Here is a 13,640-nt window from a genome sequence, read left to right on the forward strand (position 1 = left end):
GGCACGGACAATATGGAGGAACGCTCGCGGATGAAAAGGGTTCAGGCTGCTGTCTTCGGACATTTTTTAGGTACTATTATAAAACGCAAGTTTCCCGTGCAGTAACGACCGCATCAAAACCAGCAGAAACAAGGATTCACTGGAAATCGCAAAAAGATTTCACCTTTACGCAAGGTAATATGCCAGCCTCCATTTATCGGGTAACGTAATAATAACAATATGGGCGCCAATCTGGCCCGACGAGGAGGAAGGATGCCCAGGTCCTTGATCAAACTTGCACAGGAAGGCACAGACGAGGCGCGACGACGGCTGTTCGCTCAGGTGAGCGAACTTGTGATTGCGAACCTCGATGAGCGGACCGACCGGGAACTGGCAATCTTCTCCGAAGTAATCATAAAACTGTACAGTGTCGGCTCGCCCAGGGACCGCGCCAGGCTGGCGCACAAGCTCGCTTCGCAAGTCAACACGCCGCCGGAACTTGCCCGCAAGATCGCCGAAGACGACGTCAACGTGGCCATGCCGCTACTTGCGCAAAGCCCCGCGCTGACCCAGGAAGACCTGATCGACTTTGTCGAACGGCTGAGCAACAGTCACCTGCAGGTGATTGCCCGCCGCACCGACCTCTCGCCTGAAGTCTCAGATGCCATTGCCGAAAAAGGCGACCGCCCGGTGCACCGTATTCTGGCCGGCAACCGCGAGATCAAACTGTCCCGCGAAACCATGCTGAGTTTCGTCAAATACGCCACGGAAGACGTGGTCCTGCGCGAGGACCTGTGCCTGCGCTCCGATCTTTCCCCTGCAGTGTGCCGGGCCTTGCTGCCGCTTGTGGACGATGAGACCAAGAAGCGACTGCGCAGTATCATCGAAGGCTCCCTGTCGCAGGATCAACTGGACCAGATCGCAAGACTGAAGGTGCTGCGCCGGGAGTTCGGCGATGCCCTCAACAATCCGGACATGACCCTCCTGTGGCGGGAAGCGGAGCGTGCGGAAATCACCGTCAACGAGCTTATGATTCTGTTGCTGCAGGATGGCCGCTTCAATCACGCGATCGAACTGCTCAGCGCGCGCGGACGAACGGCCCAGACGGCACTCAAGGATGCGGTCTTCAACGGCAAGAAGGATCTGGTTCTCAGAACCGCGGAGAAAGCCGGCCTCGACACGCCGACCTTCGCCCTTTTCGCCAAGGTTCGCTGCGACCATTTGAAGATCCCGGCAACGCAGGGCTCCGAATGGACGGCCACCTACAAGAAGTTTCTCGACAGCACGGCACAGACCAAACAATCCCGATGCGGTGATTTCCAGGCGAACCGGCGGGAAAAGAAACCAAGACCCACGGGTGATCGTCCCGGACGTGTCGCGGCAATGTAGCGACAACGCCAGCGTTGCTTCGCGCCAACCGACTCATCGAAGAGCAACCTTGTCAGCGCTTTTTCTAGCCCGTGTTTTTCGAGAGTTCAGCTTTTGGAACAAAGCGTCGCGGCGATTGCTGTCGACAGGGTCGCGGCCGCGTAGAACCAGAGCCCCGGCAAAATGGCGGCTGCCGCCAGTCCGCTTGTCTTGGCGGCAAAAAGCACCAGCGCCACCAGCATGACATCCAGCATCGACCACTTGCTGACCATCGACAGGAGCGCAAGCGAACGCGTCTTGGCGCCACTAAGCACGGCCACATGGATCAGAAGGATCTTCAGCGCGGGAAACCCGATCGAAAACAGCGCCACGATCGCGGCAAGAACCGCATCGCCCTCGTGATAGAGGCTGGTCACCATTTCGATCAGCGTCGGTCGGTCTTCCAGAAAATAGAGGCGCTCGAACCGCATGAGCGGCTGCGTCAGTCCGAGGGCGAACGAGAAAGTGGAAACGGGAAGCAGCAAAGCCAGAAAAAATCGCATTGAAACTGCCGTACCCTGGCTATCGCGTAAACTTGTAGCGGCACCTGCGCCCGGCAACACCGAGAGGAGCACCATTTCCTATATCACCCGGATCGGAAAGCACAAAACCTGACCGCCGCGAGCAACGATCAGGAATATAAGAACGTATATCAAGCCCTGCCAGCCCCCATTCGGAGACCGGCTGTTTCTAGGGAAGTTCAGTAAGCCGTTATCGACCTCGAGCCCGCGCAGCAACTTCGTCGAGCTGATCCTGCTCCGCCAGTTCCTGGGCTGTGCGCTCGCGCTGTTGGTCGCGTTCTTCCAGCTGCTCGAACTTCTTCAGCTCCTCGATCGCCTCGCTGAGCTCGTCCTGGGCACGTTGCAGCTGGTCGTCCAGTTCATGCGCGGAATTGCGCAGGTTGTCGCGACGGTCCGCTGCGGCCTTGGCAAACGTCGGATAGGCAAAATGCGTGACATCCGTAATACCGACCCGCTCCTGCTCCGACCGGATCTGGTCATCAAGTTCATCGGCCATACGGTTGAACTCGGCGATCATGCTCTCGATCTGAGCAAGCTGTCGTCGTTTCTCGTCAACCTGAAACCGCTTCAAACGGATCAAACTGTCTCGGGTTTTCATTACTCAATACTCCCCTAACACGGGCAGTCTACCCCTGAGTCATTTCCAAAAGGTTGGCAAGTTGCTCATACCCGTCAGAAAGTGATGTCGCTTCGTCTTTTCCCTGATTCAGGAATTCGTCGATCATGTCGAACCTGTAGATGGCTTCGTCCACGGTCGGGTCGGATCCCTTCCGATATGCGCCCAGCCGGATCAATTCTTCCATGTCCGTATAGGTCGATAGAAGCTGTCGGGCCCTGCGCAGAACCGGGAGCTGCTCCGGCGGCACGCAGCGCGGCATGGTTCGTGACACGGATTTCAGCACATTGATTGCCGGATACCGGCCACGCTCGGCAATGCCGCGTTCCATCACCACGTGGCCATCGAGAATACCGCGCACCGCGTCGGCCACAGGCTCGTTGTGATTGTCACCCTCCACAAGAACGGTGAAAAGGCCGGTGATCGATCCGCTGTTCTCCTTGCCAGGACCTGCCCGCTCCAGAAGTCGCGGCAATTCGGTGAAGACCGTCGGCGTATAGCCCTTGGAGGTCGGCGGCTCGCCGATCGACAAGCCGATTTCGCGCTGTGCCATGGCGAATCGCGTTACCGAGTCCATCATGCACAGCACGTTCTTGCCTTCATCGCGGAAATGTTCGGCAACAGTCATGGTCAGATAGGCGGCCTGCCGCCGCATCAGAACGCTTTCATCTGAGGTCGCGACGACAACCACGGAGCGCTCCAGCCCCGAATCGCCCAGATCGTCCTCGATGAACTCCTGAACCTCTCGACCGCGTTCGCCGATTAGGCCGATGACCGCGACATCACATTTTGTATTGCGCGCCAGCATGGACATCAGCACGGACTTGCCGACGCCGGAGCCGGCAAAAATGCCCATTCGCTGCCCCTCGCAACAGGTTACGAATGTATTAAGTGCGCGAACGCCGAGATCCAGGGGGGGTCCAACTCGTTTACGTTCGGAGGCTGGCGGAGGCGAACTTCGCAATTTGCGAGGCACTCCGCCATGAACAAGACTTCCTTTACCATCAATCGGTTCACCAAGTGCGTTAATCACTCGGCCAAGCCAGGCATTTGCCGGATGAACCACGCTGTCACGCGATTGAATCACGGCTTTGCAACCCATTCGCACGCCTTCAAGCCCGGAAAAAGGCATGCAAAGTGCGTGTCCCTCACGAAAACCCACAACCTCTGCGGGCACTTTCGGGTTATCCTCACCGTTGTCGATCAACAATCTCGAGCCGACACTCATTTCGTGAATAGGGCCCGCAATCTCGACGAGAAGTCCCTGAACCGCAGTCACCCGGCCATAAATTTCGGTCGGCATGAGCGAATCAATCTCGGCGAAAAGCGCCTTCACGTAAGATTCCTTCCCTCGTTAACGGTTTTGGTAACCGATCGTTTACGACTCTGGTTAATCTTAACCTTTGGAAGGCTGACAAGCGAGAGCCATTTCGAAGTCAAAACGGCTTTGTTGAAAGGAATCTGAACGGAATCGGTTAGCGCCGGTTCTTAAAGTTCAACATTAAGATTTGTGAATCCGAATTTTTTCTGGGGATTCAATAAGTTGAGTGTTGTTCACAGTTTCCTCTCTCCAGAGCTTGCCGTTACGAATCATATTTTGTTAACCATTAACCGATAGCTTTGAGTCGGGGTTAACATCAGTCCTTCGTAGCAGGCACCGACAGAGCCGTTGCGACTTGCCCAGGAAAGGCAGAACAAGGGGATTGGCATGCGTGTATTGTTGATTGAGGATGACAGCGCCACGGCGCAGAGCATCGAGCTGATGCTGAAGTCCGAGAACTTCAACGTCTACACGACAGATCTTGGCGAGGAAGGCATCGACCTCGGCAAACTGTACGATTACGACATCATTATGTTGGATTTGAACCTGCCGGACATGTCCGGTTACGAGGTTCTCCGGACACTACGCGTTTCCAAGGTCAAGACACCGATCCTGATCCTTTCCGGTAACGCGGGTATCGAAGACAAGGTTCGCGGCCTCGGCTTCGGCGCCGACGATTACATGACCAAGCCGTTCCACAAGGACGAGCTGGTCGCGCGTATCCACGCAATCGTCCGCCGCTCGAAGGGGCACGCACAGTCGGTCATCGTCACTGGCGACCTGAAGGTCAACCTGGACACCAAAACCGTCGAAGTCGGCGGCCAGCGCGTCCATCTGACCGGCAAGGAATACCAGATGCTGGAGCTTCTCTCCCTGCGCAAGGGAACGACGCTCACCAAGGAGATGTTCCTGAACCATCTCTATGGCGGCATGGACGAGCCGGAACTGAAGATCATCGACGTGTTTATCTGTAAGCTTCGCAAGAAGCTGGCAGCTGCAACTTCCGGCAAGAACTACATCGAAACGGTGTGGGGCCGAGGTTACGTTCTGCGCGAGCCGGACGTCGAAGCAGCCGCCTGATCCAGCATCAGACGTTGACGTTTTAAAAGCCCCGGCACTGCCGGGGCTTTTTGTTGTTGAGGGTTGGATGTGACAAGGCTGTTCTAGCCCTGGCCACCTGCGCGCTCGGCAAAGGTCAGCACAGCCCCTTCCCCCGCCTGCCCGTAATTGACTGACGCCAGCATCTCGCCGGAACTGTCATGCAGGGTAATCAACCCTTTGCGGTTCGACATCTGCATGTGATGGACCGTCGCCCGCGTCACCGACACCTTCAAAACGGCACCTGCAATCAGAACAACCGCCTCCACCGGCTGCGGCCTGCCCATCTTGTCCCGCAGTTCGTAGCCCGTGAGGTCGATGTCCGCTGCACCGGCATTCCAGATCTCCACCCATTCCGTGCCCTGGTCATCCCCCGGCGGGTTCGGCAAAGCCGAAAGAATGCGAAGCGGACCGTCATTCTGCATTTCAACGGTCCTTGGACGCACGACCACATTGCCTGAATCGTCCGTGCGGGTGCTGCCGTCGCCAAGGAACACAGGGTAGAATGAGCGGATGTGCTGTCCCAGCGAGCCATCAGCCGTGGTCTCGTGATACATCACCAGATCGAACTTGCCCTCACCGAGCTGAACACGCTTCTTCTGGTTGGTGAGCAAGCCATGCAGGCCTTCGTAATAGGCAAGCGTGCCGAGCGCGAATTCGCACGCAGGACTGCTGCCGACAAAAAATCCACCCTTGCTCTTGAAGAGCTCAGCGACAAGATTGCCGGTCATGTCCTGGTGGTTCCAGACCATCTGCAGCGTCACGACATGGGGGTTTTCCGGTCCCGGACCTCCGAGATCGTATTTGTAACCAAGGTAGTCGACCCGGTTGTTGAGCTCGTCCAGCGCGAATTTCACCCAGGAGTGATAACCGGAGATTTCACCCTTCTCCGAGGCGGAATTCGCCCCTTTCTTGTATTTGCCCTCGCCGACAAAAACATGCTCGAAGCCGGTGCAGAAGTGGGTCGACTTGCCCCGGAAGAAGTTGGTGTAGACCTCGAACCACATCCGGAACAGATCCTGCCGGAAGGTTTCAGCGGTCATGTCCCTGACGAGCTCGGCAGAAATATGCTCGAAGGCGATCTGCATCGGCCGGCTTGCAATCACCAGATCGAGAAACCCTTCGATCTCGTCTCGCTCGGCAGGCGAAATGGTTTCCGGGTCGCGAAAGTGGACCGCATAGTTGTCCAGAAGCCGGATGAAGGACTGGTACAGATCGCTCGCCGCCATCTTGTCGAAATCGACCCGGGCAAAGAGCGGGTTCGCTGCCAGGTCGATCTGGCGGGACCCTTTGGCCTTCACCTGCTCGTCCAGCAGAATGTCGGCTGTCATGTCCGTCCAGTCACCATCCACGTTGCGCGTGCTGACACTGAACCGGTCGGCATCTTCGTTCCAAATGGCCTGATAGATATGGTCCGACATGCGCGCCTCAACCTGAAGTAACGAGAAGAAGGCTTTCACACGTTTATGACATTTTCACTACCAGACGGAAACTCGTAACTGTCCGGCAAAAACAAAAAAGCCGGCGTTGCCGCCGGCCTTTCCGCACTTGCGATGGCAGGATCAGAGCTGCAGCTGGTATGACGCTGGGACATAGCGGAAACCGCTGTCGTTGGTCTCCACGTAGCCGACCGCCGGGAACGGCATGTGATAGCCCACGAACGGTATCTTGTCGGCGGCCAGCATGCCGAACACCGTCTTGCGGGTGGCCGCGGCGCCTTCCTTGTCCATGTCGAAACGCACTTCCCATTCGGGATGCGCCAGCGACCAGACGTAGTGGTTGGCGGTATCCGCCGTTATGGCAAGCTGCTTGCCGTCGTTTTCAAGCATGTAGATCATGTGACCGGGGGTATGACCTGCAGCAGCCATCGCGGTGACACCCGTCGTCACGCTGCCGCCGTCATCGAGGAAAGTCATTTTCTCCGCCAACGGTTTGACGTGGCTCGCCATCAGCTTGGTCACCCCATTGGCTTCCGCATCCATTGCCGCCCAGAAGTCATATTCCTTCTGCCCGGTCACATAGCGGGCATTGGCAAAGGTCGGCGAGCCGCCTTCCATCAGACCGCTGACGTGGTCGGGATGCATGTGCGTCAGCACCACCACGTCAACCTGCTCCGGCGTGTATCCCGCATTTTCCAGCGCGGCGCGCATCTTGCCACGGCCTGGCCGGGCACCTTCGCCATTGCCGGTGTCGAACAGGATCAATTCGCTGCCCGTGTTCACGAGCGTTGGCGTGAAACTGATCTGGAAACTGTCGTTGGGCAGGAAGTTATCGGCATTGGTCGCAGAAAATGTATCCGCGTCCACATTCATGGCGAAGGTCTTCTGTGGCTCGGTCAGGGAGACTGCACCGTCATGCAGAGTGGTTACCTCGAACCCGCCTACGGAATAGCGGGCGACGGGCGCCGGCACAGAGGCCTGCTTTTCTGCAGCCGCATGGACAACGGTGGTTCCGGCAAGACTTGCCCCGGCAAGCGCACCACCTGCTCCCAGAAGCGCCGCGCGACGTGTGAGTTCAACTTTTATCTCGGTCATATTCCCACTCCCTGCAATTCCGATTCATGAAAACAGTCCCGCAATCGAACACCCCGAGTGCCCGGCAGGACGCAAAGCTTACGTTCGTGAAAATGGAATGGATGCAGATGCAGACAAGTGCTGTTCGCCGCCAGCCGGATAAACTTCACGAGAGCGAACGAACGAAATGAATTTCAAAAACTTGCTCACTCGCAACAGACCGCTTTTCTGACGGGATTTCTTCACGGTGCAGCGAATGAAAAAGGCGGCCAGAGGCCGCCTTTGAACTTGATCCGAAATGTCCGAACCGTGCTGAAGGAGTGCCGCAGGTTTAACGCTGCAGACCCAGGCCTGCTCCAGCTCCCACGGCCAGGCGGGGCGTTGCTGCCGTGCCGGTTGCGGCCTGTGCAGCCTGTTTCTTCTGGAAGAGGCCTCTCTTACCGGGCACCGGCTTGAAGGCATCCGTCAGACCGACCACGGTTTCTGCGGCACCGAGAACGAGATAACCGTCATCCGGCAAGGATTTCGCCAACCGGCCGAGGATTTCCGTCTTGGTTGCCTGATCGAAGTAGATCAGCACGTTGCGGCAGAAAATGATGTCGAACTCGCCCAGATGGGTGAAGCTTTCCAGCAGGTTCAGCTTCTTCCATTCGATCATGGCGCGCATGCCGGCATTGATCTGCCACATGTCACCCTTCTGCTCGAAGTATTTCAGCAGCATCTGGATCGGCAGACCACGCTGAACCTCGAACTGGCTGTAGAGGCCGGTCTTGGCCTTTTCCAGAACTTCGTTGGAGAGGTCCGTACCCAGGATCCGGGTTCGCCAGCCAGCCATCTTGGCCGCATCTTCCTTCAGGCAGATGCCCAGGGAATAAGGCTCCTGCCCGGTCGAGGCAGCCGCACACCAGATCTTGATCTGCTTGCGTGTCGCGCGGCTTTCCAGCAGCGCCGGCAGCATCGTGTCCTTGAAGTGCTCGAACGGTGTCTTGTCGCGGAAGAAGAACGACTCGTTGGTCGTCATCGCCTCAACGACGTCCGTTTCCAGCGCTCTGTTGGTGCCGCGCTGAAGCTGCTGGATCACCGCACTGAGCGTTTCCAGCTTGGAGCTGCGTGCAATCGGCAGAAGACGGCTTTCGACCAGGTATTGCTTGTCGTTGGACAGAACCAGGCCGGAGCGGGTCTTCAGGAAGTTTTTCAGAAACTCGAACTCGCTCGGGGTCATCTCGTGTTCCCCTTCAGAACGCGCGAGATCTTCGGGCCGATCTCCTTCAAGGGTAGAATTTCGCTGCAGACGCCCGTTTGTGCAGCTGCGCCCGGCATGCCCCAGACCACGCTTGTGGCTTCGTCCTGCGTGATCACGCTGCCGCCGCCTGCTGCAATCGTCTTGACGCCTTCAGCGCCGTCATGACCCATACCGGTCAGGATGACACCCAGGCTTGCCGAACCGAATACCTTCGCAACGCTGTCGAACAGGGGATCGACGGCAGGCTTGCAGAAGTTCACGGGAGGACCGTCGGTCAGCCGGATCTTGGCGACACCGCCGTCCTTTTCCACGATCATGTGCTTGCCGCCAGGCGCGACATAGATATTGCCGGGCTTCAGCACTTCGCCATCTTCACCTTCCTTGGACGGACGCAGGGCAGCCTTGCCCATATGCTCGGCCAGAATTGCAGTGAAGGTTGGCGGCATATGCTGGGTGATGACCACCGGCACATCATTCATGGCCGTACCGACTTCGCGCATGACTTCCTGCAGTGCCTGCGGACCGCCCGTCGAGGAACCGATCGCAAGGATGCGCGGGCGCGCCGAAGAGTACGGGCGTGTCTGGTACTTCACTGCACCGGCAGCAGCTCCCGCCGGTTGAGCAGCTCCGCGAAAGGTCGCCCGTGTATCCGTTGCCGGACGCGCAGAAATCGGTCTGACCGGCTGCGCGGTGCGGCCTGCGCTGGTTTCTGCACGCATGGTGCGCGCAGGACCGCGCATGCGCAATGCACGTGCCCCAAGAGCCTTGACCTTCTCGATCAGCTCACGGCGAAAATCGATGGACGTCGTGACCTCGGAAGTCGATTCCGGCTTCGGCACATAGTCGGCCGCGCCCAGAGACAGGGCCTTCAGGCTGATTTCCGCGTTGCGGCGGGTCAGCGTCGAAGCCATGATCACGACGAGATCGCGCTTCTTCGCCAGCATGAGCGGCAAGGCCGTCATGCCGTCCATTTCCGGCATCTCGATGTCGAGAACGACGACGTCGGGATTGCTTTTTTCGATATCTTCTACAGCAAGCTTGCCGTTGCGATGCGAGCTGACGACTTTCAGACTTTTGTCTTCACCGAGCCAGCGTGTCAGGAGTCCGCGGATGACGACAGCGTCATCTACGACCATGACTTTGATGGGGTCGCTGCCCGGACTCGTGCCCGCAGTTATGCTTCTTTGCGCAAACGCCATTTAGACTGCCCAACTCGAAACTAGATAAGACCGACTTCCTGAAACTTGGCTTCCACGATTTCGCGGTCAAACGGTTTCATGATGTACTCGTTTGCACCGGCGCGGATGGCACGTGCGATGTGAGCAACATCGTTTTCGGTCGTGCAGAATACGACGATCGGGTTTTCTCCGCCTTCTTCCGCACGCAGGCTGGTCAGGAACTCAAGTCCGTCCATGACGGGCATGTTCCAGTCCAGCAGGATCGCGTCCGGCATGGTCTTGCGGCATTCGTCAAGCGCCTTCTGGCCGTCTTCCGCTTCCGTAATCTCGAAATTCATATCCTCGAGAATGCGGCGAGCCACCTTCCGGATGACGCTTGAGTCATCTACTACGAGGCACTGTTTCATCAGGCGTAACTCCACTCAATGGCCATTGCGGCCCAGTTATGCTGCAGCCATGGGTTCGGTGAACATCGCACCAAGCAGACGGTCGACATCCAGAATGACCATCAGGCGGCCGTCCAGACGATGGACGCCTCCGGAGATCTCGGCCCAACGGCGATCCAGGTTCGACGGGTTGGGCTCTGCAGATGCGGACGGCAGCGTCAGCACCTCACCAACCGTGTCGATGACAAGGCCGTAGCTTTCCTGCTTGTACTCGATGCCCACGGCCATCATCTGCCCTTCCTTCAGCGGAGGCAAGTGAAGGCGGCGGCGCATGTTGATTGCGGTGACGATGCGTCCACGCAGGTTCAGGACACCCTGAACCTCGGGTGCGGACATCGGCACGCGAGTTACGCTTTCCGGCACGAACACGTCGTGAACCTGGGAAATGGGCAGGCCGAACAGCTGGCCGCCGATGACCACGGTCACATACTGGATCATGTCACTTGCGGCTTTTTGCTCCGCGGTCAGTTTGTGTTCCAGCACACTCATGCTGCAGCTCCCATTTCACCGGAGAAGACGTCTTTCAGGGCGGCGATCAGGCCCGGACGGTCGAATTTGGCGACATAGTCGTCAAAGCCCGCCTGGCGGCCGCGTTCGATCGAGGCCGGCGTCACCATGGACGACAGGGCCAGGATCGGAATGTTGCGGAACCGGGGATCGCGGCGCAGCGATTCACAGAACTCGAAGCCGTTGATTTCCGGCATTTCGATATCACTGACGATCGCATGGAACTTGTCGCCGTTTTCCAGAAGTTCGAACGCCTGATGCGGACCGGTACAGGTGGTCACATCGTAGCCGGCAGCCTTCAGAACCGGTGTCAGCATGTTGCGGAAGAAGGACGAGTCATCCACGAAGAGAACCTTCTTCGTCAGCGCCTCGATGTCCATTTCCTTGCGCATGAACCAGTCTTCAAAGGCCTGCGGCAGATAGTAGCCGAGGTCGATGATCTCGGTCGCACGTTCCTTCACCACGGCAGAGCCGAGGATGCCCGGACGTTCCGAACCGACTTCGATGTTCATGCGGTCCTCGACGATGTCGACGATCTCGTCGACCACGAGGCCCATGGAGCGTCCCGCATCGGAGAACACCAGCATCGGCTGCGTGCCTTCCGACTTGTGGCTGTCGCCTTCGTTCAGATAGACGAGCGGCATGAGCGCACCGCGGTACTGGACCAGATCGCGGCCGTTCGACCGTTCGATCTTGGAGACCTCGAACTCCTCCAGGCGCGTGACCAGCGACAGCGGCACGGCTTTCGGTTCCGGCGCACCGGCACGGAACAGCAGAAGCGAGATCGAGCTCTGGCCGGAAATAGCGCGGCTCTGCAGGTCTTCCCGTTCGTCTTCCTGGTTCTCGGTGACCGCGCTGGATGCATGGCTTGCCATGGCACCGGCGATGCCGTTCGGATCGATGATCATGATCACGGAACCGTCGCCCAGGATGGTGTTGCCGGAGAACATGCCGAGGTTGCGCAGCATCGTCGACATCGGCTTGACCACGATTTCCTCCGTATGGAAGACACCGTCGACAACCACGCCGAATGTCTGGCTACCGACCTGCATGACAACGATGAAGCCGTTGTCCGCATCAATCGCCTCGTCCGCGTTTTCGCCCTCATAGATACCGAGGAGCTGGGACAGGTGCACCAGCGGCAGCAGCTTGTTGCGCAAGCGCAGGACCGGGGTGTCCTTGATCCGCTCTATACGGTGTTCCGAATTGGTCTGCACGCGGACCAGTTCGACAACGGAAAGCTGCGGGATGGCGAACCGGTCGCCGCCGGCTTCGACGATCAGCGTCGAAACAATGGCAAGCGTCAGCGGGATCTTGATGATGAAGCTCGAGCCCTTGCCCTGGGTAGAGCGCAGGTCGACAGTACCGCCGATCAGTTCGATGTTGTTGCGAACGACATCCATGCCGACGCCGCGGCCGGACACGCTCGTGACCTTTGCGGCCGTGGAGAACCCGGCTGCGAAGATGAACTTGTGGATCTGGGCGTCCGTCATCTTGTCGACTTCGGCTTCCGACGCCAGGCCGCGTTCCACGACCTTCGCCTTCACCTTGTCGACGTCGATGCCCTTACCGTCATCGCGAACTTCGATGATGATGTGGCCGCCTTCATGGTAAGCCGCAAGGGTAATGGTACCCTTTTCAGGCTTGCCAGCGGAGCGGCGCTCATCCGGACGCTCAAGACCATGGTCGGCCGAGTTGCGGACCATGTGCGTGAGCGGGTCCTTGATCATCTCGAGAACCTGGCGGTCCAGTTCGGTATCCGCACCGATCATTTCCAGTTCGATCGGCTTTTCAAGTTCCTGGCTGAGATCGCGAACGATGCGCGGCAGTTTCTGCCAGGCATTGCCGATCGGCTGCATGCGCGTCGCCATGACGCCTTCCTGCAGTTCGGCAGTTACATTCGACAGACGCTGCAGCGGCACCTTGAATTCGCTGTCTTCATGGCGGCGTACGATTTCCAGAAGCTGGTTCCGGGTCAGCACCAGTTCGGACACCATGGTCATCAGGTGCTCGAGCGTGTCGACCGCAACGCGGATGCTCTGGTTGGAAACACCGCCACCGGAGGATTTCTTCTCGCCGCCTTCGCCGCCAGCCTTTTTCGCCGGGGCTTTCGCAGCCGCGTTGGCTTCTGCCTTGACCGCAACGGGAGCAGGCTCTGGCTCATCGGCTTCGTCGACGATCTCTTCGAGTTCCGGAACTTCCGGCTCGGCGACTTCGACTTCAACTTCGGTTTCGCGGAACGCGCGCTCCAGTTCGTCCAGCGACACTTCGCCAGGACGGAGCGGACGTTCAAGAGCTTGCTCGGCGGCAGCTTCTTCGGCAGGCGCTTCAGGCTCTGCCGCAACGGCTTCAGCCACAGGCGCTTCCGTGACGGCTGCGCCACCCTTCATGGCAGCGTCAGCTTTCGCGGACATCTCTTCCAGCTGGCCGATCAGCTCACTGTCGTCGCCTTGCGGCTCTTCGCCTTCGGCAGCTTCCAGTTCACCCAGAATGTCCTTGATCTGATCGATCGAGGTCAGAATGAGGGAAACGGCCTCTTGCGTGACAGGAGCGCCATCGCGGAACTTGCCCATGAGGGTTTCAGCCGCATGCGCGATACCTTCAAGACGGGGAAGACCCAGGAAGCCACAGGTGCCCTTGATCGTGTGCACCAGGCGGAAAATATTATCTAGGATAGTCGCGTTGTTCGGTTCCTGCTCGAATTTTACGAGCTCAACGTCAACAACATCGAGACTTTCATTCGTCTCGGTAATGAATTCCCTGAGGAGGTCGTCCATGGCCTGCTCTCACCCGACTTGTTACTGGTTCCGC

The 13,640-nt window shown here is 58.3% G+C and carries 12 protein-coding genes; 2 read left to right on the plus strand and 10 right to left on the minus strand.

The annotated features are described in order from the left end of the window. The first annotated feature begins 252 nt into the window (after positions 1–252). Positions 253–1,368 carry a DUF2336 domain-containing protein gene (locus ACVDG9_RS21610; RefSeq protein ID WP_152509572.1) on the plus strand — a complete coding sequence of 372 codons (1,116 nt, stop codon included), beginning with the start codon at positions 253–255 and terminating at the stop codon, positions 1,366–1,368. An 86-nt stretch (positions 1,369–1,454) separates the two neighbouring features. On the opposite strand, the gene ACVDG9_RS21615 is transcribed toward ACVDG9_RS21610, so the two are convergent. The 3 genes from ACVDG9_RS21615 to fliI all read right to left on the minus strand — a co-directional run bounded on the left by ACVDG9_RS21615 (position 1,455) and on the right by fliI (position 3,859). Next, positions 1,455–1,889, minus strand: a complete 435-nt coding sequence (locus tag ACVDG9_RS21615) for a paraquat-inducible protein A (protein ID WP_055661214.1) — start codon at positions 1,887–1,889, stop codon at positions 1,455–1,457. A 208-nt stretch (positions 1,890–2,097) separates the two neighbouring features. Next, positions 2,098–2,505 (minus strand): flagellar export protein FliJ, encoded by a 408-nt coding sequence (gene fliJ, locus ACVDG9_RS21620; protein WP_023003403.1) that lies wholly within the window; start codon positions 2,503–2,505, stop codon positions 2,098–2,100. Between the two features lie 28 nt (positions 2,506–2,533). Further along, a complete protein-coding gene (gene fliI / locus ACVDG9_RS21625; RefSeq protein WP_031270495.1) occupies positions 2,534–3,859 on the minus strand; it encodes a flagellar protein export ATPase FliI in 1,326 nt (441 codons plus the stop codon). A 372-nt stretch (positions 3,860–4,231) separates the two neighbouring features. Here fliI and ctrA point away from each other — a divergent pair, with 372 nt between their 5' ends. After that, complete coding sequence (gene ctrA / locus ACVDG9_RS21630) at positions 4,232–4,924, plus strand: response regulator transcription factor CtrA (protein WP_031270498.1); 693 nt, start codon at positions 4,232–4,234, stop codon at positions 4,922–4,924. An 83-nt stretch (positions 4,925–5,007) separates the two neighbouring features. On the opposite strand, the gene ACVDG9_RS21635 is transcribed toward ctrA, so the two are convergent. The 7 genes from ACVDG9_RS21635 to ACVDG9_RS21665 all read right to left on the minus strand — a co-directional run bounded on the left by ACVDG9_RS21635 (position 5,008) and on the right by ACVDG9_RS21665 (position 13,606). Then, positions 5,008–6,363 (minus strand): lamin tail domain-containing protein, encoded by a 1,356-nt coding sequence (locus tag ACVDG9_RS21635; RefSeq protein ID WP_447238947.1) that lies wholly within the window; start codon positions 6,361–6,363, stop codon positions 5,008–5,010. 141 nt (positions 6,364–6,504) lie between these two features. After that, positions 6,505–7,476, minus strand: coding sequence for an MBL fold metallo-hydrolase (locus ACVDG9_RS21640; RefSeq protein WP_447238948.1), 972 nt, complete (start codon positions 7,474–7,476; stop codon positions 6,505–6,507). 310 nt (positions 7,477–7,786) lie between these two features. Then, a complete protein-coding gene (locus ACVDG9_RS21645; protein ID WP_023003408.1) occupies positions 7,787–8,677 on the minus strand; it encodes a CheR family methyltransferase in 891 nt (296 codons plus the stop codon). Continuing rightward, positions 8,674–9,897 (minus strand): protein-glutamate methylesterase/protein-glutamine glutaminase, encoded by a 1,224-nt coding sequence (locus tag ACVDG9_RS21650; protein WP_023003409.1) that lies wholly within the window; start codon positions 9,895–9,897, stop codon positions 8,674–8,676. The genes ACVDG9_RS21645 and ACVDG9_RS21650 overlap by 4 nt, the downstream gene beginning before the upstream one ends. Before the next feature lie 20 nt (positions 9,898–9,917). Further along, positions 9,918–10,283, minus strand: coding sequence for a response regulator (locus ACVDG9_RS21655; RefSeq protein ID WP_031270504.1), 366 nt, complete (start codon positions 10,281–10,283; stop codon positions 9,918–9,920). A 36-nt stretch (positions 10,284–10,319) separates the two neighbouring features. Beyond that, positions 10,320–10,811 carry a chemotaxis protein CheW gene (locus tag ACVDG9_RS21660; RefSeq protein ID WP_023003411.1) on the minus strand — a complete coding sequence of 164 codons (492 nt, stop codon included), beginning with the start codon at positions 10,809–10,811 and terminating at the stop codon, positions 10,320–10,322. Continuing rightward, positions 10,808–13,606, minus strand: coding sequence for a hybrid sensor histidine kinase/response regulator (locus ACVDG9_RS21665; RefSeq protein ID WP_447238949.1), 2,799 nt, complete (start codon positions 13,604–13,606; stop codon positions 10,808–10,810). Before ACVDG9_RS21665 ends, ACVDG9_RS21660 begins: the two co-directional genes overlap by 4 nt. Positions 13,607–13,640 lie beyond the last annotated feature (34 nt).

The organism is Roseibium sp. RP-7 (assembly GCF_053005225.1).

Bases quoted from the DNA above. Each gene is read 5' to 3' on its own strand.
- ACVDG9_RS21650 (WP_023003409.1), bottom strand. From the start codon at position 9,897: ATGGCGTTTGCGCAAAGAAGCATAACTGCGGGCACGAGTCCGGGCAGC.
- ACVDG9_RS21665 (WP_447238949.1), bottom strand. From the start codon at position 13,606: ATGGACGACCTCCTCAGGGAATTCATTACCGAGACGAATGAAAGTCTC.
- ACVDG9_RS21615 (WP_055661214.1), bottom strand. From the start codon at position 1,889: ATGCGATTTTTTCTGGCTTTGCTGCTTCCCGTTTCCACTTTCTCGTTC.
- ACVDG9_RS21655 (WP_031270504.1), bottom strand. From the start codon at position 10,283: ATGAAACAGTGCCTCGTAGTAGATGACTCAAGCGTCATCCGGAAGGTG.
- ctrA (WP_031270498.1), top strand. From the start codon at position 4,232: ATGCGTGTATTGTTGATTGAGGATGACAGCGCCACGGCGCAGAGCATC.
- ACVDG9_RS21660 (WP_023003411.1), bottom strand. From the start codon at position 10,811: ATGAGTGTGCTGGAACACAAACTGACCGCGGAGCAAAAAGCCGCAAGT.
- ACVDG9_RS21610 (WP_152509572.1), top strand. From the start codon at position 253: ATGCCCAGGTCCTTGATCAAACTTGCACAGGAAGGCACAGACGAGGCG.
- ACVDG9_RS21635 (WP_447238947.1), bottom strand. From the start codon at position 6,363: ATGTCGGACCATATCTATCAGGCCATTTGGAACGAAGATGCCGACCGG.
- fliJ (WP_023003403.1), bottom strand. From the start codon at position 2,505: ATGAAAACCCGAGACAGTTTGATCCGTTTGAAGCGGTTTCAGGTTGAC.
- ACVDG9_RS21645 (WP_023003408.1), bottom strand. From the start codon at position 8,677: ATGACCCCGAGCGAGTTCGAGTTTCTGAAAAACTTCCTGAAGACCCGC.
- ACVDG9_RS21640 (WP_447238948.1), bottom strand. From the start codon at position 7,476: ATGACCGAGATAAAAGTTGAACTCACACGTCGCGCGGCGCTTCTGGGA.